Annotated in this window: 17 protein-coding genes; 5 read left to right on the top strand and 12 right to left on the bottom strand. The window is 59.4% G+C overall.

The window, feature by feature from the left end:
- Window positions 1-76: 76 nt before the first annotated feature.
- Both B1722_RS05140 and B1722_RS05135 read left to right on the top strand, forming a co-directional pair.
- A complete protein-coding gene (locus B1722_RS05140) occupies window positions 77-982 on the top strand; it encodes a LysR family transcriptional regulator (RefSeq protein WP_086791670.1) in 906 nt (301 codons plus the stop codon).
- A 54-nt stretch (window positions 983-1036) separates the two neighbouring features.
- The gene (locus B1722_RS05135; protein ID WP_086791669.1) at window positions 1037-1450 is read left to right on the top strand and encodes a GNAT family N-acetyltransferase; all 414 of its coding nucleotides are present in this window, start codon (window positions 1037-1039) and stop codon (window positions 1448-1450) included.
- A gap of 1 nt (window position 1451) precedes the next feature.
- On the opposite strand, the gene msrA is transcribed toward B1722_RS05135, so the two are convergent.
- The 3 genes from msrA to msrB are packed head-to-tail and all read right to left on the bottom strand — an operon-like array spanning window position 1452 to window position 4509.
- A complete protein-coding gene (gene msrA, locus B1722_RS05130; RefSeq protein WP_086791667.1) occupies window positions 1452-2156 on the bottom strand; it encodes a peptide-methionine (S)-S-oxide reductase MsrA in 705 nt (234 codons plus the stop codon).
- A 15-nt stretch (window positions 2157-2171) separates the two neighbouring features.
- Entirely contained in the window at window positions 2172-3947 is a 1776-nt protein-coding gene (locus B1722_RS05125) for a cytochrome c biogenesis protein DipZ (protein ID WP_086791666.1), read from the bottom strand.
- A 43-nt stretch (window positions 3948-3990) separates the two neighbouring features.
- On the bottom strand, window positions 3991-4509 hold the full coding sequence (gene msrB / locus B1722_RS05120) for a peptide-methionine (R)-S-oxide reductase MsrB (RefSeq protein WP_086791664.1): 519 nt from the start codon (window positions 4507-4509) through the stop codon (window positions 3991-3993).
- 151 nt (window positions 4510-4660) lie between these two features.
- On the opposite strand from msrB, the gene B1722_RS05115 reads away from it, so the two are divergent.
- From B1722_RS05115 to B1722_RS05105, 3 genes are all read left to right on the top strand, one after another.
- Window positions 4661-5371, top strand: a complete 711-nt coding sequence (locus B1722_RS05115; RefSeq protein ID WP_041071765.1) for a response regulator transcription factor — start codon at window positions 4661-4663, stop codon at window positions 5369-5371.
- Entirely contained in the window at window positions 5368-6888 is a 1521-nt protein-coding gene (locus tag B1722_RS05110) for a HAMP domain-containing sensor histidine kinase (RefSeq protein ID WP_086791662.1), read from the top strand. The genes B1722_RS05115 and B1722_RS05110 overlap by 4 nt, the downstream gene beginning before the upstream one ends.
- 119 nt (window positions 6889-7007) lie before the next feature.
- Complete coding sequence (locus B1722_RS05105) at window positions 7008-7712, top strand: hypothetical protein (RefSeq protein WP_086791660.1); 705 nt, start codon at window positions 7008-7010, stop codon at window positions 7710-7712.
- Between the two features lie 66 nt (window positions 7713-7778).
- On the opposite strand, the gene B1722_RS05100 is transcribed toward B1722_RS05105, so the two are convergent.
- The 9 genes from B1722_RS05100 to hmpA all read right to left on the bottom strand — a co-directional run bounded on the left by B1722_RS05100 (window position 7779) and on the right by hmpA (window position 16771).
- Window positions 7779-8270 carry a RidA family protein gene (locus tag B1722_RS05100; protein ID WP_041071759.1) on the bottom strand — a complete coding sequence of 164 codons (492 nt, stop codon included), beginning with the start codon at window positions 8268-8270 and terminating at the stop codon, window positions 7779-7781.
- Window positions 8271-8601: 331 nt separating this feature from the next.
- Entirely contained in the window at window positions 8602-9489 is an 888-nt protein-coding gene (cyoE, locus tag B1722_RS05095; RefSeq protein ID WP_003227980.1) for a heme o synthase, read from the bottom strand.
- Between the two features lie 10 nt (window positions 9490-9499).
- The gene (gene cyoD, locus B1722_RS05090) at window positions 9500-9835 is read right to left on the bottom strand and encodes a cytochrome o ubiquinol oxidase subunit IV (RefSeq protein WP_041071757.1); all 336 of its coding nucleotides are present in this window, start codon (window positions 9833-9835) and stop codon (window positions 9500-9502) included.
- Window positions 9835-10458, bottom strand: a complete 624-nt coding sequence (gene cyoC, locus B1722_RS05085) for a cytochrome o ubiquinol oxidase subunit III (protein ID WP_003227982.1) — start codon at window positions 10456-10458, stop codon at window positions 9835-9837. Before cyoC ends, cyoD begins: the two co-directional genes overlap by 1 nt.
- 3 nt (window positions 10459-10461) lie before the next feature.
- A complete protein-coding gene (gene cyoB, locus B1722_RS05080; protein WP_003227984.1) occupies window positions 10462-12489 on the bottom strand; it encodes a cytochrome o ubiquinol oxidase subunit I in 2028 nt (675 codons plus the stop codon).
- 3 nt (window positions 12490-12492) lie between these two features.
- Window positions 12493-13434, bottom strand: a complete 942-nt coding sequence (gene cyoA / locus B1722_RS05075; RefSeq protein WP_027612162.1) for a ubiquinol oxidase subunit II — start codon at window positions 13432-13434, stop codon at window positions 12493-12495.
- 825 nt (window positions 13435-14259) lie between these two features.
- Window positions 14260-14769 (bottom strand): disulfide bond formation protein B, encoded by a 510-nt coding sequence (locus B1722_RS05065; RefSeq protein WP_025109264.1) that lies wholly within the window; start codon window positions 14767-14769, stop codon window positions 14260-14262.
- Window positions 14770-14794: 25 nt separating this feature from the next.
- On the bottom strand, window positions 14795-15355 hold the full coding sequence (locus B1722_RS05060; RefSeq protein ID WP_086791658.1) for an ester cyclase: 561 nt from the start codon (window positions 15353-15355) through the stop codon (window positions 14795-14797).
- Window positions 15356-15589: 234 nt separating this feature from the next.
- On the bottom strand, window positions 15590-16771 hold the full coding sequence (gene hmpA / locus B1722_RS05055) for an NO-inducible flavohemoprotein (RefSeq protein ID WP_041071751.1): 1182 nt from the start codon (window positions 16769-16771) through the stop codon (window positions 15590-15592).
- Window positions 16772-16863: the final 92 nt, after the last annotated feature.

Raw genomic sequence — 16863 nt, 5'->3', positions numbered from 1 at the left:
GTGTTTGCAGTATGGTTAGCCACCAGAACTGGATAAACTCGGCAAAACTTCAATCATTTAACAGTAGAGCTTGATAATGGACCTGTTGCAGGCGATGAGCGTCTACGTGAAGGTCGTGGAAGCCGGAAGCATGACGGCGGCTGCGTTGCAGTGCGAAATGTCCACGACCATGGTCGGAAATCACCTGCGCGCACTGGAGCAACGGCTCGGCGTGCAACTGCTGCAGCGCACCACCCGCCGCCAGCGGCTGACCGAATTCGGCAGCGTTTACTATCAGCGCTGCCTCGACGTTCTGGGTTTGGTGGCCGACTCCGAACGCCTCGCCGAACAGGCCCTTGATGAACCCCGTGGCCTGCTGCGCATCACCGCGCCGCTGACCTTTGGCGTCGAGCGTCTGGCCCCGGCACTCAGCGAGTTTTCCCTGCAATACCCGCAGGTGAAAATGGATGTGGTGCTGACCAACAGCCGACCGGACCTGCTGGAAAGTGGCCTCGACGTGGCATTTCGACTGGGGCATTTCGAGCAGTCGAACCTGATCGCCCGACCGCTGATCGACTACACCCTCACCGTGTGCGCCTCGCCGGCCTACGTCGCCCGGCGCGGCATGCCGGTCACCCCGCAAGAGCTGCAGCAACACGACTGCCTGTCGTTCGCCTACCCTGCCGGCGACGACTGGCAATCGGTGGAAAAGCGCTGGCGCCTCAGCGGCCCGCACGGCGAGATTCTGGTGGATGTCAGCGGCCCGATGCTGATGAACACCTCTGCCGGCCTGCATCAGGCAGCGCGCACCGGCATGGGCATCGTCATGCTGCCGGATGCGCTGGTGGAACAGGACCTGCGCGACGGCAAACTGGTGACGGTGATCCCCGATTACCAGCCCCCGAGCCGCCCATTGCATTTGCTGTACGCGCCGGATCGTTATCGTTTGCCCAAACTGAGGCGCTTCGTCGAATTCGCGATGAAAACCTGGGGCAGAGCCTGACTTGGTTGCTATCGACTACGCTCCGGTGATTGCCGACAAGGATGCTGCCACGTGATGAAGAACGACCTTACCGTACGCGATCTGTTGCCCGACGAAGTGGAGCCAGTTCGGCTGTTTCTCGGCCTACATGGCTGGGGACACCGGACAGGCTCCAGCGACGACTTCACCCAACTCATCGAAAACTCGCAACGCACTGCCGTCGCGCTGAGCGGCGAGCAGATCATCGGTTTCGCCCGAGGCATCACCGATGGTTTGTCCAACGGCTATCTGTCGATGGTCGTGGTCGATGACCAGCATCGACGCGCCGGCGTCGGCCGCGCGCTGGTCGAGCATGTCATGGGTGACAACCCGGAGATCACTTGGGTACTGCGCGCCGGACGTGAAGGTGCGGAGGCGTTTTTTGCCAGTTTGGGGTTTGAAACATCGGTAATTGCCATGGAGCGACCAAGGCTCAAGCAACACATCTGAATCAGCTCCCGCTTTTCACCAACACCGGCTTCTCCTGATAACGCTGCGCAAACAACTGCTTCAACTGCGCGACCTTGGGCATGTCGTTGATCACGATGTACGGATAGCTTGGGTGTTCGGTGAGGAAATCCTGGTGATAGTCCTCCGCCGGGTAGAAGCCGTTGTAGGTTTCCAGTTTGGTGACGATCGGTTTGTTGTAGGCATGCGCCGCGTCGAGTTGGGCGATGTAGGCCTGGGCCACCCGTTGTTGATCGGCGTTGACCGGAAACAATGCCGAGCGGTATTGCGTGCCGCTGTCCGGCCCTTGGCGGTTGAGTTCGGTCGGGTTGTGGGCCACCGAGAAGTAGATCTGCAGCAGGCTGCCGTAGCTGACTTGCGTCGGATCGAAGGTGACTTGCACTGACTCGGCATGACCGGTGTCGCCTTCGCTGACCCGTTCATATTGCGCCGTATTCGCCGCGCCGCCGGCATAACCGGAGACGGCTTTCTGCACGCCTTTGACGTGCTGGAAAACCCCTTGCACACCCCAGAAACAACCACCGGCGAACACTGCGGTTTCGCTGTGCGCCTGAGTGGTTTCGTCGAGGGCCGGTGGCGGGATGACTACCGCATCCTCGGCGCCGAAAGAGAACGCCGAGCATTGGCCGATCACACCCGCCATGGCGACGGCGAGCAACACACGGCGCCAGTTGTTTTGAGCTTTCATGTTGCGCACTCCCGATCAGCCGAAGGTGAAGGCGTAAGCCGATACGCCCGGGTCAAGAAATTCGATGGTGAAGGTCCGATCCTTCACCGCATCGGTTTGCCGCACCAATTGGTACAGGCGCTGTTCGGTCACGCGACCGCTGCCATCCGCAGCGACATCCACACCATGGGCGGCACCCGGCGCCTGACCGTCAATCGAGACTTTGAAACGCACCGGTTTGCCATCCGTGCCCGGGCCCAGCACCAGATGCAGGTCGCGGGCATGGAAGCGGTAGACGATGCGGCTGGCCGGCGCGCTGGCGGTAGCGCGTTCGGCACCGACGGCCCACTGGCCACCAAGGCTCCAGTCATTCAGCGTCAGGTTGACCGGTGGGTTATAGGTCGCGACCTTGTCCGGCACCAGGCCGGTTTCCGGTACGAAATGTTCCGCACGCTGGTAGCCGACATAGGTTTCCGGTGACAGCACCTGATTCATGTCCGGCGCCTGTTGCACGCCTTGGGCATCGGCGTTGATCAAGCCGTCGGCCACGGTTTTCGCCCCGGCCTCACGCAGCAACTGCTGGATCACGCGTTCCGATTCGGCGTAGTCGCCTTCGCCAAAATGGTGGTAACGAATCCGTCCCTGAGCATCGGCAAAATAATGCGCCGGCCAGTATTCGTTGTTGAAAGCGCGCCAGATCTTGTAGTCGTTATCGATGGCCACCGGGTAGTTGATGCCCAGCTCCTTCATAGCCTTAGTGACATTGCCCACATCGCGCTCGAAAGCGAACTCCGGGGCGTGCACGCCGATCACCACCAGGCCTTGATCGCGGTACTTCTCCGCCCATGCTTTGACGTACGGCAGCGTGCGCAGGCAGTTGATGCAGGAGTAGGTCCAGAAATCCACCAGCACCACTTTGCCCTTTAATGCCTGAGCGTCCAGCGGTGGCGAATTGAGCCATTGCACGGCGCCGTTGAGCGGCGGTAACCGGCCTTCGACTGTCAATGTACCCGGAGCCTTGTCGGCGACTTTCATGGCTGCGCCCGCCGCGGGAATCTGCGCCATCATCGTGCCGTTGCCAGCGGGAGATTTGCCGGAGAGTTGACCCACCAGTGCCTGTTCAATGCCGCCCGTGGACGCCGTCGACAGCCGCGCCAACAGCCCGGTATCGAGGCCCAGCGCAATCGCCGCGACACCCGCGAGCATCGCCGCCCCCACCTCGCGCCGGATCCACTCCCCCGTACCGATCGAGCGCTTCATCAGCGCAAAGACCTTACCGCCCAGCAGCAGCGCCGCCGCCAGTGAAGTCGCGGCGCCCGCCGCGTAGGCGAGCAACAACAGCGTGGTGGCGATGCTTGCCCCTTGCAGCGCGGCGCCGGTCAGAATCAAACCGAGGATGGGCCCGGCGCACGGCGCCCAGAGCAGCCCCGTGGCAACACCGATCAGAAACGAGGCGCCGGGACGCGGACGATTGTCCTGGCCGGCGGCCTCGGACAGCCGACTGCCGGCCGACACCAGCGGCCGCGTCAGGCGCTCGGCGAGGCGCGGCAGCAGCAGCGTCAGCCCGAACAGTGCAACGAACAGCAACGCGAGCCAGCGCCCGTACTGATTGACTTGCACCACCCAACCGCCGCCCACCGCCGCCAGCGTGGCGACGAGGGCGAAGGTCAGCGCCATCCCGGTCAATAGCGGCAAGCCACTCTTGATAAACGGCTGCCCGCTGCGAGCGAAGACAAAAGGCAGAACAGGCAGGATGCACGGACTGACGATCGTCAGCACACCGCCCAGATAAGCGAGAACCAAGAGCCACATGGTGTCGTCCTGTAGAAAGTGATGGTCGAAAAAGTGCCATGGCTCATGCCGCCACGGGTTTGAACGTCATCGCCAGGCCATTCATGCAATAGCGCAGGCCGGTGGGTTTCGGGCCGTCATCAAAGACATGCCCCAAGTGCCCGCCGCAGCGCCGGCAGTGCACTTCATTGCGGACCATGCCGAAGGAACGGTCCTGACGCGTGGCCACCGCCTGTTCCAGCGGTGCCCAGAAACTCGGCCAGCCCGTGTGGCTGTCGAACTTGGTTGCCGATGAAAACAGCGCCAGGTCACAGCCCGCGCAGGCGAATGTGCCGCTGCGATGTTCGTTGTTGAGCGGGCTGGTATAGGCCCGTTCAGTGCCTTCTTCGCGCAGGATCGCGTATTGCTCATCCGAGAGCAGCGAGTGCCATTCGCTGTCGCTATGGGTCACCTCAAACGCCTCATCGGCTTGCGCCTGCTCGACCAGCGCGGTGCCCGGGGACAATTTTGGCAATACACCCGCCACCAGGGCTGCGAGCCCCAGCCCGCCGCTCGCTACGAGAATCTGTCGCCGTGAAAACATGGCCGTCTCCAAAAATTCCAGGTGCCTGTCATGGAACACAGCCTAGGCTTGGGTTGATCGCCAAATCCTCACGGGAAGTTAACGAATTCGTGATAACTCGCCCCGAGGAAAACCCGCACAATGCACTCACTGCGCCGAAGGATTGAAGTTGATGGAACCGACCAGACGCATCCTCGTGGTCGAGGATGATCAACACATCGCTGACCTGATTTGCCTGCACCTGCGCGACGAGCATTACGACGTCGTGCACAGCGCCGACGGCGATGAAGGCATGCGCCTGTTGCAGCAGGGGCAATGGGATGCGCTGATCCTCGACCTGATGCTGCCGGGCGTCGACGGCCTGGAAATCTGCCGCCGCGCCCGGGCGATGGCGCGCTATACGCCGATCATCATCACCAGCGCGCGCTCCAGCGAACTGCACCGCATTCTGGGTCTGGAACTGGGGGCCGACGATTACCTCGCCAAACCGTTTTCCATGCTGGAGCTGGTGGCCCGGGTCAAAGCCTTGCTGCGCCGGGTCGACGCCATGGCGCGCAATCTGAAGATGGACGCCGGCAGCCTCAGCCTCGATGGTCTGAACATCGACCCGATCACCCGCGACGTCACCCTCAATGGCGCGCGTCTGGACCTCACTCCGCGAGAGTTCGACCTGCTGTATTTCTTCGCCCGACAACCGGGCAAGGTCTTCTCACGCATGGACCTGCTGAACGCGGTGTGGGGCTACAGTCATGAAGGTTACGAGCACACGGTCAACACCCACATCAATCGCCTGCGGGCGAAGATCGAAAGCGATCCGGCACAACCGACCCGCATCCTCACCGTGTGGGGTCGCGGCTATAAATTCGGCACGGAACAACCATGAGACTGAACCTGTCGCAGCGCCTGTCGCTGGTGTTCGCCGTTTTGCTGCTGGTGTGCTGCGGCACCTCGGCATGGCTGCAAGTGCGCTCCAGCAAGATGCATGAACTGGAAGTGGTGCAAGGCCTGTCGCGGGACCTGGCGCAGCACATCGCCCATGACACGGTGCTGATGGACAGCAATGGCCTGATGCCCGGTGCCGTGCGCGAACTGTTCAGCAAGCTGATGCTGGTCAACCCGAGTGTCGAGGTGTACCTGCTCGACAGCGAGGGGCGGATTGTCGGCAACGCGGCGCCAGAAGGCCATCTGCGCCGGGAGACTGTCGATCTGGCGCCGATCCGCCGTCTGCTCAATGACCAGCCGCTGCCGATCCTCGGCGATGACCCGCGCAGTGCCGACGGGCGCAAGGTGTTCAGTGCCGCGCCATTGAAGGTCAACGGCAAGTCCGCCGGTTATCTGTACGTGGTGTTGCTCAGCGAAGAACACGATCGCTTCGCTGAACGGGGCGCGACCAGTGCCGCACTCAATACGGCGTTGCTGTCGATCGGGCTGGTGGCGCTGTTGTGCCTGATCGCGGGGCTCACGGCGTTCAACCTGATTACCCGACCCTTGCGCCGGTTGACCGAAACCGTCAGCCGCTTCGACATTGATGGCACGCCGCAACCTCTGCCCGCTCCGTCAGCAGCTGTGGATAAAAGCGCTGACCCGGATGAGATCGCCGTGCTTGATGGCGCCTTCCGCCAAATGCAAAAACGCCTCGGTGAGCAGTGGCGCTCATTGACCCGCCAGGATCAGGAGCGACGCGAACTGGTGGCGAATATCTCCCACGACCTGCGCACGCCACTGGCCTCGCTGCACGGTTATCTGGAAACCCTGTCACTCAAGGACGCTACGCTCACCGCCGAAGAACGCCGCCGCTATCTGGGCATTGCGCTGGATCAGAGCCGCAAGGTCGGCGGGTTGGCGCAATCGCTGCTGGAGCTGGTGCGTCTGGAACACGGTTTCGTGCAACCGGTACTGGAACGCTTTTCACTGATCGATCTGCTGCAGGACATCTTCCAGAAATTCGAACTGGCCGCCGAAGCCCGCCATGTCGAACTCAAGGCCACCTTCGTGCCCAACCTGCCAACGGTCTGCGCCGACCTCGGGTTGATCGAACGGGTGCTGACCAACCTGGTGGATAACGCCTTGCGCTATACGCCTGCGGGCGGTGAAGTCGAGCTGGATGTGAAACCCCAGGGCGCACTGGTGGAAGTAACCGTCAGCGACACCGGCCCCGGCATCGCTCCGGAGCTGCGCGAAGGTCTGTTCCTGCGTCCGTTCAATATTGGTGGGGCGCGACGCGACGGTGGACTGGGTCTGCGCATCGTCCACCGCATCCTGCAACTGCACGGGCGTGAGATTCAGTTGATCGATGTCGCCGGGCGCGGGGCGACTTTCCGCTTCACGCTGCCGACCGATCAGCAAACCGCAGAACAGTGGATGGTGCGCTCGATGAACCTGAACACGCCGGACAAATAATCCGCACCACCGGACTGTTGTTCCGTGACAATGCCGCCCCGCTCCCCTAAATTAACCGGCCTGAAAAAGACCTCGCGCTTTCTCGTTTCCACTCAAGTTAAAAAAGTAGTGAAATTTCAATGTCCGATTTCAACACCGCTGAATCCGTAGTTACCGAATCGTCCAAAGCGGAATACGAAAACTCCATCAATCTTTCACAACACCTTCCACAAGCCAAAATCATCAGCGAGATGGTGCTGGACGCCTTCCAGTCGACCCGCGAAAGCGACCAGATCCGCGAACTGCGCGCCGCGATCCGTCAGGCACACGACAGCTTCGACGACGACAAGGCCTATGAGCTGATGGGCCAGCTCAAGGCGCTGAAAGACGCCGAAGCCGCCGACCTCGCCGCCCTTGAAGACCTGAGCAGCAAGTTCTCGATCGGCCGCATCCTGTCCTGCTTCAAGGACGATCCGGCGTTCCAGGAAATCGTCTACGGCCTGGCCCTCAAGGTGCTGAACCAGACCCACCAGGCGATCAGCAACCCGAGTGGCGGCAAGGGCAAAGCCGCTCGCGCCAAGAAAGAAGTCGAAATCTTCACCATCAGCAAGGACGGCAGCAGCGTGACCCTGCCGCTGCGGACGCCGCGCTCGCGCATGAACGTTGACCGTGAGGCGCTGGAGTTCCTCGGTTTCACTTTTGTTGGTGAAGGCGAAGAAGCCGAGCTGGAAGGCGAAACATTTGTCGACAACGCCGGCACCGAACACGCAATCAACCGCAAGAACATCATCACCGCCCTGCAACAGCAGACGGCGTTCGACGGTTACAGCATCGCCGCGCAGTAATCCCGACGCCGACAAAAAAGCCCCGCTCTGAGATTCAGGCGGGGCTTTTTGTTGGGCGCCAGAGCGTCAGACTTCCGGCTGCACCGCAACGATCATGTCGACTTCAATCGCGGCGTTCTTCGGCAACTGATACACCCCGACCGTGGTGCGGGTGTGCCGGCCAGCATCGCCGAGCACATGGCTGAACACGTCCGATGCGCCGTTGGCCACCTCGCTCAGGTCAACGAAGTCCGGGGTCGACTTCACATACACCGTGACCCGTAATAACGCCCGGATCTTGTCCAGCGAACCCACCGCATCGACGATCAGTGCCAGGCAGCGCATGGCACTGATGCTCGCGGCTGCCTGGGCATCCTTGAGCGTCAACTCCAACCCCACACGACCGGGATACAGAATCCTGCCATTGACCCGCGGCACCATGCCGCTGATGTACAACTCATCGCGATGGCGGATCAGCGGCGCGTAATTGCCGCCAGCGGTGTTCTCGCCATAGATGTCGTAGTTCAGCTCTTGTGCCAGGGCAATGAAGCGTTCGTCGCAGGTCATCCTCTCAGTCATTTCGCCCAGCCTCTCGATTGATGCATGAATAACAGTGTCCCTGCGAAGTGGCATGGCGCTATCACCGTTATGGTTGGATCCAAATCTAGGGGGTTTACGCCGATATCGCAACTAAACCCTGTAGGAGCTGCGGCACGCTGCGATCTTTTGATTTTGATTGTATTTTTAAAGATCAGGATCAAAAGATCGCAGCGTGCCGCAGCTCCTACAAATGTATCGCGTCGAAGTGGCCTCTGCTCGCGATTGCCGACGCCTCGATCACCGAAAGCCAGCCAACAAAAAACCCCGCACATCTCTCAATGTGCGGGGTTTTTCGTGAAGCCATCCAGCCTTACGGCGCGTACGTCAGCAGCAGCTCGGCCGGCACCTTGAAGTCCAGGGACATCATGACGCTCAGGGCGGTGATGGTGAAGATCGAGAACACGAACAGCTTGCGTGCCCAGACCGTGTCATCCACCGCCTTGTAGCCGGTCCAGGCCATGTACAACCAGTACATGCCCATGGCCGCGGCAACGGCGAGGTAGCTCATGCCAGCGTAACCGCTGAAGGTCAGCATCAAGGTCGCCACGAGGAACGCCAGGATGTAGAGCAGGATGTGCTTCTTGGCCACTTCGATTCCGCGTTTGACGGGCAGCACCGGAATCGATGCGGCCAGGTAGTCGTTGAAACGGAAGATCGCGATGGCGTAGGAATGCGGCATCTGCCACAGGCTGAACATCACCAGCAGGGTCAGTGCGGCCATGTCGAAGCTGTTGGTTACGGCAACGTAACCGATCACTGGCGGCATGGCACCCGACAGACTGCCCACCAGCGTGCCGTGCACCGACTTGCGCTTGAGGTACAGGCTGTAGAAGCCGACGTAGATGATGAAGCCGATTACCGCGAACAGGGCGGCCAACGGGTTGGCCACCTTGTACAACAAGGCAACGCCGAGAACACCCAGGATGGTCGCGTAGACCAGGGCCAGTTTCAGGGAGATCAAGCCCTGCACCAGCACACGGTTCTTGGTGCGTTCCATCTTCAGGTCGATGTCGCGGTCGATGCAGTTGTTGAACACGCAACCGGAGGCCACAACCAGGGAAGTGCCGATCATGGCGGCCAGGAACACCGCCAGATCTACATGCCCTTTCGAGGCCAGGAAGAACCCGCCTGCCACAGAAAGCACGTTACCGAAAATGATCCCCGGTTTGGTGATTTGGATAAAGTGCTTGAGCGACATCGGGTCTACCTCACTTCGCCATCATGTACGTGTGGATGCTGAACATGATCCACAGCGACAGGCCAACCAGCAGCAGGATCACGATGGCCGTAAAGACAAACGCGATCACGTTGTTACGTTGTGCAATCGAACGGTCCAGGTGCAGGAAGTAGTACAGGTGAACGATCACCTGGATTACCGCGAACAGCAGGACGATTGCCAGCGTCGTGGACTTCGGCAAGGTCGGGTACATCACCAGGCCGAACGGGATGACGGTCAGGATCACCGACAGGATGAAGCCGATGGCGTACGACTTTACGCTGCCGTGGCCAGCATCATGGCTGTCATGGGAGTGTGCATTAGCCATTACAGGGTCCCCATCAGGTAAACAACGGTGAATACGCAGATCCACACCACGTCCAGGAAGTGCCAGAACAGGCTCAGGCAGCTCAGACGGGTCTTGTTGGTCGCCGTCAGGCCGTGCTTGTTGACCTGGTACATCATGATGCCCATCCAGATCAGACCCGCGGATACGTGCAGACCGTGGGTACCGACCAGGGTGAAGAACGCCGACAGGAAGCCGGAACGGCTAGGACCGAAGCCCTCGGAGATCAGCAGGTGGAACTCGTTGATCTCCATGGCGATGAAGCCTGCGCCGAGCAGGAAGGTCATGAACAACCAGCCCAGAACCTGCTGCTTCTTGCCTTTGTACAACGCCAGCATGGCGAAGCCGTAGGTGATCGAACTGAACAACAGCAGAGCGGTTTCGCCCAGCACGTATGGCAGTTCGAAGATGTCGTGGCCCGACGGGCCACCGGCAACGTTGTTTACCAGTACTGCGTACACCGCGAAGATCGACGCAAACAGAATGCAGTCGGTCATCAGGTAAAGCCAGAAACCGTATACGGTCATCTCGCCCGAGTCGTGGTGATGGTCATCGTGCCCATGGTCACCATGGGCGTGTCCAACATTGGTCACTAAGTTCGACATGGTTTAAGCCTGTTCCAACGAGGTTACACGGGTGGCATTGGCCGGGATTTTCCCTGCCGCGACCAGACGCTTGTGCTGCTCGGCTTCGATGCGCTCGATCGTTTCAACCGGAACCATGTAGCCCTGGTCGTCACGTGCCGCGTGGATCACGAAGTAGATGACAGTGCCGGCCAGGCTGGCGATCGCCAACCACCAGATGTGCCAGATCATCGCGAAACCGAAGACGGTCAGCAGTGCGCCCATCACCACGCCAGTGGCGGTGTTGTTCGGCATGTGGATCGGCTCGTACTTGGCCGGAGCCTGGTACGCAGTACCGTTTTCCTTGGCTTCGGTGAACGGGTCGATGCAGTCAGCCTTAGGCAGCACAGCAAAGTTGTAGAACGGAGGTGGCGACGAGGTCGACCATTCCAGAGTGTGGGCATTCCACGGGTCACCGTGTTCGCACATGTTCTCTGGCTTGTTGCGGTCACGCACACTGACGTACAGCTGGATCAGTTGGCAGGCGATACCGACAGCGATCATCACCGCACCGAACATGGCCACGTACAGGTACGGTACCCACTCAGGGTTGGTGGTGGCGTTCAGACGACGGGTCATGCCCATGAAGCCCAGTGCATAGAGCGGCATGAACGCGACGAAGAAGCCCGAGATCCAGAACCAGAACGCTGCTTTACCCCAACCTTCGTGCAGCTTGAAGCCGAACGCTTTCGGGAAGTAGAAGCCGAAACCTGCGATGTAGCCGAATACCGCGCCGCCGATGATCACGTTGTGGAAGTGCGCAATCACGAACAGGCTGTTGTGCAGAACGAAGTCAGCACCCGGAATGGCCAGCAGTACGCCGGTCATGCCGCCGATGGCGAAGGTCACCATGAAGCCCAGGGTCCACATGACCTGGCTGGTGAAGCGCAGACGGCCCTGGTAGATGGTGAACAGCCAGTTGAACAGTTTCACACCCGTCGGGATGGAAATCAGCATCGTCGCCAGACCGAAGAAGGCGTTGACGCTGGCACCCGAACCCATGGTGAAGAAGTGGTGCAGCCAAACCATGAAGCCCAGTACCGAGATCGCGCCCGAAGCGTAGATCATCGAGTGGTGGCCGAACAGTTTCTTGCCGGTGAACGCCGAGATCACTTCCGAGAAGATGCCGAATGCCGGCAGGATCAGGATGTAAACCTCAGGGTGGCCCCAGGCCCAGAACAGGTTGACGTACATCATTGGATTGCCACCAAGTTCATTGGTGAAAATGTGGAAATCCATGTAACGGTCGAGGGTCAGCAGTGCCAGGGTAGCGGTCAGGATCGGGAACGAAGCCACGATCAGGACGTTAGCCCAGGTGCAGGTCCAGGTGAAGATCGGCATGTCCATCAGTTTCATGCCAGGGGTACGCATTTTCAGCACGGTGGCGAGGAAGTTGACCCCCGTCAGCGTCGTACCCAACCCGGATAGCTGTAGCGCCCAGATGTAGTAGTCCATCCCTACGCCAGGGCTGTATTGCAGACCCGACAGCGGCGGATAGGCAACCCAGCCGGTCTTGGCGAATTCGCCGACGCCCAGGGACAGGTTGATCAGCACAACGCCGGACACCAGCAGCCAGAAGCTCAGGGAGTTCAGGAACGGGAAGGCAACGTCACGCGCGCCGATCTGCAGCGGCACTGCAAGGTTCATCAGGCCGGTGAAGAATGGCATCGCCATGAAGATGATCATGATCACACCGTGAGCGGTGAAGATCTGGTCATAGTGTTCAGGCGGCAGGTAGCCAGGCGAACCCTCGGTGGCCATGGCCAGCTGGGTACGCATCATGATGGCATCGGCAAAGCCACGCAGCAGCATGACCATGGCAACGATGATGTACATCACGCCGATTTTCTTGTGGTCGACCGACGTCAGCCACTCGGTCCACAAGTAGGTCCACTTCTTGAAGTAGGTGATTGCAGCGAACAACGCCAGACCACCGAGCGCGATCATCGAGATGGTGACCATCACGATCGGCTCGTGGAAAGGGATCGCTTCCCAACTTAATTTACCAAACATCGTTTACTCCTCTGCCCCGGCAGCTGAATGCGAATTCGAGTCCATGTCCGTTGCCGCCACTTCTTTCTCTTTCTTCTCGTGCTTCAGCGGCTTGCCCGGTTTCATGCCTTCGTACTTGTCGACGATGGTCTGGAACAGGTTCGGCGTGACCGAGGAGTAGAGCTCGACTGGATTGTTCTGGCTTGGCTTGGCAAGGGCTGCGTATTCAGCTTGTTCAAGCTGTTTAGGTGCCTTTTTGACTTCACTTACCCAGGCGTCGAAATCTTCCTGAGAAGTTGCGATCGCTTTGAATTTCATACCGGTGAAACCAGCGCCGCTGTAGTTGGCGGAGATACCGTCCATTTCAGCGTTGCGGTCAGCGATCAGGTGCAGTTTGGTGGTCATGCCCGCCATCGCGTAGATCTGGCCGCCCAGGCCCGGGATGAAGAACGAGTTCATCACGGCGTCGGAGGTGATCCGGAAGTTGACCGGGGTATGCGCCGGGAACACGATCTTGTTGACCGTGGCAATGCCTTGTTCCGGGTAGATGAACAGCCACTTCCAGTCCAGCGCAACGACTTCGATGGTCACCGGCTTGACGTCGGATTCAATCGGACGGTACGGGTCCAGTTTGTGGGTCGAAATGTAGGTGATGTAACCCAGGGCGATGATGATCAGAACCGGGATGGTCCAGACCGCCACTTCGATTTTGGTCGAGTGCGACCATTTCGGGGTGTAGACGGCATCCTTGTTGGACGCGCGGTACTTCCAGGCGAACAGGAAGGTCATGACGATAACCGGCACAACGACCAACAGCATCAGCAGCGTGGCGGTGATGATCAGGTTGCGCTGTTCCAGGCCGACCTGGCCCGTTGGATTGAGCAGGGTCATGTTGCAGCCTCCCAGCAACAACGTGCCGAGCAGCGGCACTAGGCCTAGTAATCTGGGGTACCTGTTTTTACTCATCTCACGACCTCTAAAGCAGCTTGCGCAATGCAGTTGGGTTTTGATCGCCAACACTTCACCCTGCCAAGGGTTGGCATTTTCTTTGGATTGAATAAGGGCCGCCCGTCGCGCGTCAGACGCTCGACAAAACCTTGGGACAGCGGTCAGTTCTTATTCGAATTCGTGGTCAAAGGCCTTGTTACAGACCAATTCCATTTGGTGCGGAAAGTTGGAAGGCACCGACACCTGGGTGTCTCGAAAGCCTTTCGGCCTGCTCGACACCCGACTTCCTGTCCAGTTCCTTAATAAAGGTTGAACAGTGCCGGGAATTCAGTGCGGGCGATTGTAGATAGGTAGCGCCCTATACACCATGTCTTATCCCGAAATAATTTTTATCGCTCAGAGCAACAATCCATCACCGTTTTTGCAAAGTTCCGCATGTTATCGAAATCGATTCTCAACAAAAACACCAAAAAATGTAGGCCTATACACCTCAGTTCAGACAGCTCCGAAGGCTTTTTCCCGACACCGAATTGGCGCAAAGCCCGATATTCAAAGGCCTCTGGCCATCTGCCAGAGCCTGTTAAAACTGCCTGATCTGGCACCCACGTGCAAAACCAGAAAAATGCCGAAACAGACCAATCCTTTTTTGTAACATTACGCCAATCCGGGTTGCTGAAACGCCCTGCGACACGGCGTGTGTGACAACATGTCGCACACCTGTCGCACGCTCCATTGCCGTTCGTCACGGTGATTTCACAAACTCTCTGAAATGCAAAACGCCCCGAGCGGCTGATCCGCAAATCGGGGCGTTTTCTGTATCGGCCAATCCGTCGGAGAGTTGACTCAGCGCAGTGCTTTTCGGTTACGCGAGGTCAGCAGCGGCACCAGGATCACCACCAGCACGAAGGCCACCAGCGCCCATTGCGCCAGCGACAGGCCGAGGATCGGCGGGTACGGCGTCGAGCAGAAACCGTCGACCTGGAAGCCCAGCGGGAAGATCTTCGCCAGCGGCAGGTCATCGACAATCGGCTGCAGCACATCGATGCCGCAGCTCACCGCCGGATAGAACTGGGTGTACACATGATGCCCGGCGACACCGGCGCCGGCGATCGCGCAGATCACCACCAGTACCTCAAACACCGTGATGCTGCGGCGGGTGCGCATGGCCGCGCCGATAAACGCGAACAGCGCAATCAGCAGCAATGCATAACGCTGCAGGATGCACAGCGGGCATGGCGCCTCGCCCAGCACGATCTGCATGTACAGCGCGCCACCGATCAGTGCCAGGCAGATGATGCCCAGCAGCACCAGAAAGCGCCGCTCACGTCCCAGTCGAATCGTTTCCTCGCTCATCGCGTTTCCCTTGTATGTCCATGGTTCAGCTGGCTGGCGGCTGCGCTTGCAGTTGCGCCATCAGACTGATGTTGTCTTCGATATGCCAATTGGCCGCGATGCGACCGTTGTCGATCTGATAGATATCGGTTGCCCGGAAGTCTACACGCTGGCCCTGCCCTTTGAGAGCCTTGAACGTACCGCTGAAGTGGCCGCGAAAGTGCAGATGCACCACCACGCGGTCACCGGCAATGATCATTTGCTCGATCTCGCAGCTCAGGTCTGGCACCGCCGTGCGAAAGAACTTCGACGCCAGCAACGGTCCGCTCGGGCCCTGCACCCGACCTTCGGGCGGGGTCTTGTCGACAAACTGCGGCGACAAAGCTGCCGTGGCCAGGGCCTCTTCCCCACTGTTCCAGAAACTGCCGTAACGCCGCGCCGCCAACTCCATTGCATCGCGCTGAGCCTTGGGCAGGCTCTGATCGACGACCAGGGTCTGTGGTGCGATCAACGCCGATTCGGCCGAAGCAAACGGACTGGCCAGCAAAGCAGCCGACAGGCCAAGCATTGCCAGGCTCGAACGAGAGAAGAAGATGATGTGCGACATGGGGCGATCCTGATCAGTTAAACGAACGAGCGCCTATCATCAGCATCGGGGAATAAACGATAAACCGGTTAAGAAACGATTAACCTTTAAACACTTTTTAAGAATCAAGGTTGCGTAACGGCCATCGCGGGCAAGCCCACTCCCACAGATTCAGCGTCGTTCACACATTTTGTGCACGTCACAAATCCTGTGGGAGCGGGCTTGCCCGCGATGCAGACGACTCGGTGTTTGCAATTACTCCAAAGCCGCCGCCGGCCCGAAGAACTCATAACGGCTCTGCTGCTCAGGCACACCCAGTGCTTTCAGATGCCGCTTGATCGCGCCCATGAAGCCCTTCGGCCCGAGGAAGTAAGCATCGACGTCACGTTGCGCCGGCAGCCATTCAGCCAATTGCTCTTGACTGAGCATTCCGACCTTGTCCGCCGCCGGGCTCACGCCGTCATCTTCGGCGTAGCAATAGAAGCGCTTGAGCTGCGGATGACGCGCCGCCAGCCCGTCGATCCAGTCGCGGAACGCATGCACGCTGCCGTTGCGCGCGCAGTGGATAAAGTGCACCGGGCGCTCGGTTTGCAACGCCGCTTCGAGCATCGCCAGGGTCGGGGTAATGCCGACACCGCCGCTGATCAGCACCAGCGGCTTGTCGCTGGCAGTCAGGGTGAACTCGCCCGATGGCGGGAACAGTTGAATGCTCGCGCCGACGTGCAGTTGATCGTGCAAATGGTTGGACGCACGACCACCCGGTTCGCGTTTGACGCTGATGCGGTACTGACCTTTATTGGCCAGTGCCGACAGCGAGTAATTACGGCGGATTTCTTCACCATCGAGGATCAGCTTCATGCCGATGTACTGACCCGGCTCGGCGGCAAGGATCGGACCTTTGTCCGCCGGCTCGAAGTAGAACGAAATGATTTCCGCGCTTTCCTCAACCTTGTCCACCACGATGAACTCCCGCGCCCCGCGCCAGCCGCCAAGCGCTTGTTCCTTCTGGTCGTAGATCGCCGCTTCAGCGCCAATCAGGATCTCGGCCAGTTGCCCGTACGCCGCGCCCCACGCGTTCATCACTTCCGGCGTGGCGATCTCGTCGCCGAGCACTTCGGAAATGGCGCGCAGCAGGCAGGTGCCGACAATCGGGTAGTGCTCCGGGAGGATTTGCAGGGCGACGTGTTTGTTGATGATCTTCGCCACCAGATCGCCCAACTGGTCGAGCTGATCGATGTGCCGGGCGTACATCAACACGCCATTGGCCAAGGCACGTGGCTGGTCGCCGCTGGCCTGATGCGCCTGATTGAACAACGGGCGGACTTCAGGGTATTCGGAGAGCATCATGCGGTAGAAGTGGGTGATCAGCGCTTCTCCGCCGCTTTCCAACAGAGGCACAGTGGATTTGACGATGGCACGATCCTGGACGCTAAGCATAAGAATGACTCCTGAGCTTTTTGAGAATTGCCTTAGGCTTATCAGCTTTCATGCCAGATATTTTATCGTTATAAATCAATAGCTTAATTTTT

Source organism: Pseudomonas sp. SCPG-7 (genome assembly GCF_002156405.1).
GTDB classification, from domain to species: Bacteria; Pseudomonadota; Gammaproteobacteria; order Pseudomonadales; family Pseudomonadaceae; genus Aquipseudomonas; species Aquipseudomonas parakoreensis.
This window is presented reverse-complemented; position numbering and strand designations above follow the sequence as displayed.

What these genes read in the sequence shown, in the direction of transcription:
- B1722_RS05140 (WP_086791670.1), top strand. Translation starts at nt 77, where the DNA reads ATGGACCTGTTGCAGGCGATGAGCGTCTACGTGAAGGTCGTGGAAGCC.
- B1722_RS05135 (WP_086791669.1), top strand. Translation starts at nt 1,037, where the DNA reads ATGAAGAACGACCTTACCGTACGCGATCTGTTGCCCGACGAAGTGGAG.
- msrA (WP_086791667.1), bottom strand. Translation starts at nt 2,156, where the DNA reads ATGAAAGCTCAAAACAACTGGCGCCGTGTGTTGCTCGCCGTCGCCATG.
- B1722_RS05125 (WP_086791666.1), bottom strand. Translation starts at nt 3,947, where the DNA reads ATGTGGCTCTTGGTTCTCGCTTATCTGGGCGGTGTGCTGACGATCGTC.
- msrB (WP_086791664.1), bottom strand. Translation starts at nt 4,509, where the DNA reads ATGTTTTCACGGCGACAGATTCTCGTAGCGAGCGGCGGGCTGGGGCTC.
- B1722_RS05115 (WP_041071765.1), top strand. Translation starts at nt 4,661, where the DNA reads ATGGAACCGACCAGACGCATCCTCGTGGTCGAGGATGATCAACACATC.
- B1722_RS05110 (WP_086791662.1), top strand. Translation starts at nt 5,368, where the DNA reads ATGAGACTGAACCTGTCGCAGCGCCTGTCGCTGGTGTTCGCCGTTTTG.
- B1722_RS05105 (WP_086791660.1), top strand. Translation starts at nt 7,008, where the DNA reads ATGTCCGATTTCAACACCGCTGAATCCGTAGTTACCGAATCGTCCAAA.
- B1722_RS05100 (WP_041071759.1), bottom strand. Translation starts at nt 8,270, where the DNA reads ATGACTGAGAGGATGACCTGCGACGAACGCTTCATTGCCCTGGCACAA.
- cyoE (WP_003227980.1), bottom strand. Translation starts at nt 9,489, where the DNA reads ATGTCGCTCAAGCACTTTATCCAAATCACCAAACCGGGGATCATTTTC.
- cyoD (WP_041071757.1), bottom strand. Translation starts at nt 9,835, where the DNA reads ATGGCTAATGCACACTCCCATGACAGCCATGATGCTGGCCACGGCAGC.
- cyoC (WP_003227982.1), bottom strand. Translation starts at nt 10,458, where the DNA reads ATGTCGAACTTAGTGACCAATGTTGGACACGCCCATGGTGACCATGGG.
- cyoB (WP_003227984.1), bottom strand. Translation starts at nt 12,489, where the DNA reads ATGTTTGGTAAATTAAGTTGGGAAGCGATCCCTTTCCACGAGCCGATC.
- cyoA (WP_027612162.1), bottom strand. Translation starts at nt 13,434, where the DNA reads ATGAGTAAAAACAGGTACCCCAGATTACTAGGCCTAGTGCCGCTGCTC.
- B1722_RS05065 (WP_025109264.1), bottom strand. Translation starts at nt 14,769, where the DNA reads ATGAGCGAGGAAACGATTCGACTGGGACGTGAGCGGCGCTTTCTGGTG.
- B1722_RS05060 (WP_086791658.1), bottom strand. Translation starts at nt 15,355, where the DNA reads ATGTCGCACATCATCTTCTTCTCTCGTTCGAGCCTGGCAATGCTTGGC.
- hmpA (WP_041071751.1), bottom strand. Translation starts at nt 16,771, where the DNA reads ATGCTTAGCGTCCAGGATCGTGCCATCGTCAAATCCACTGTGCCTCTG.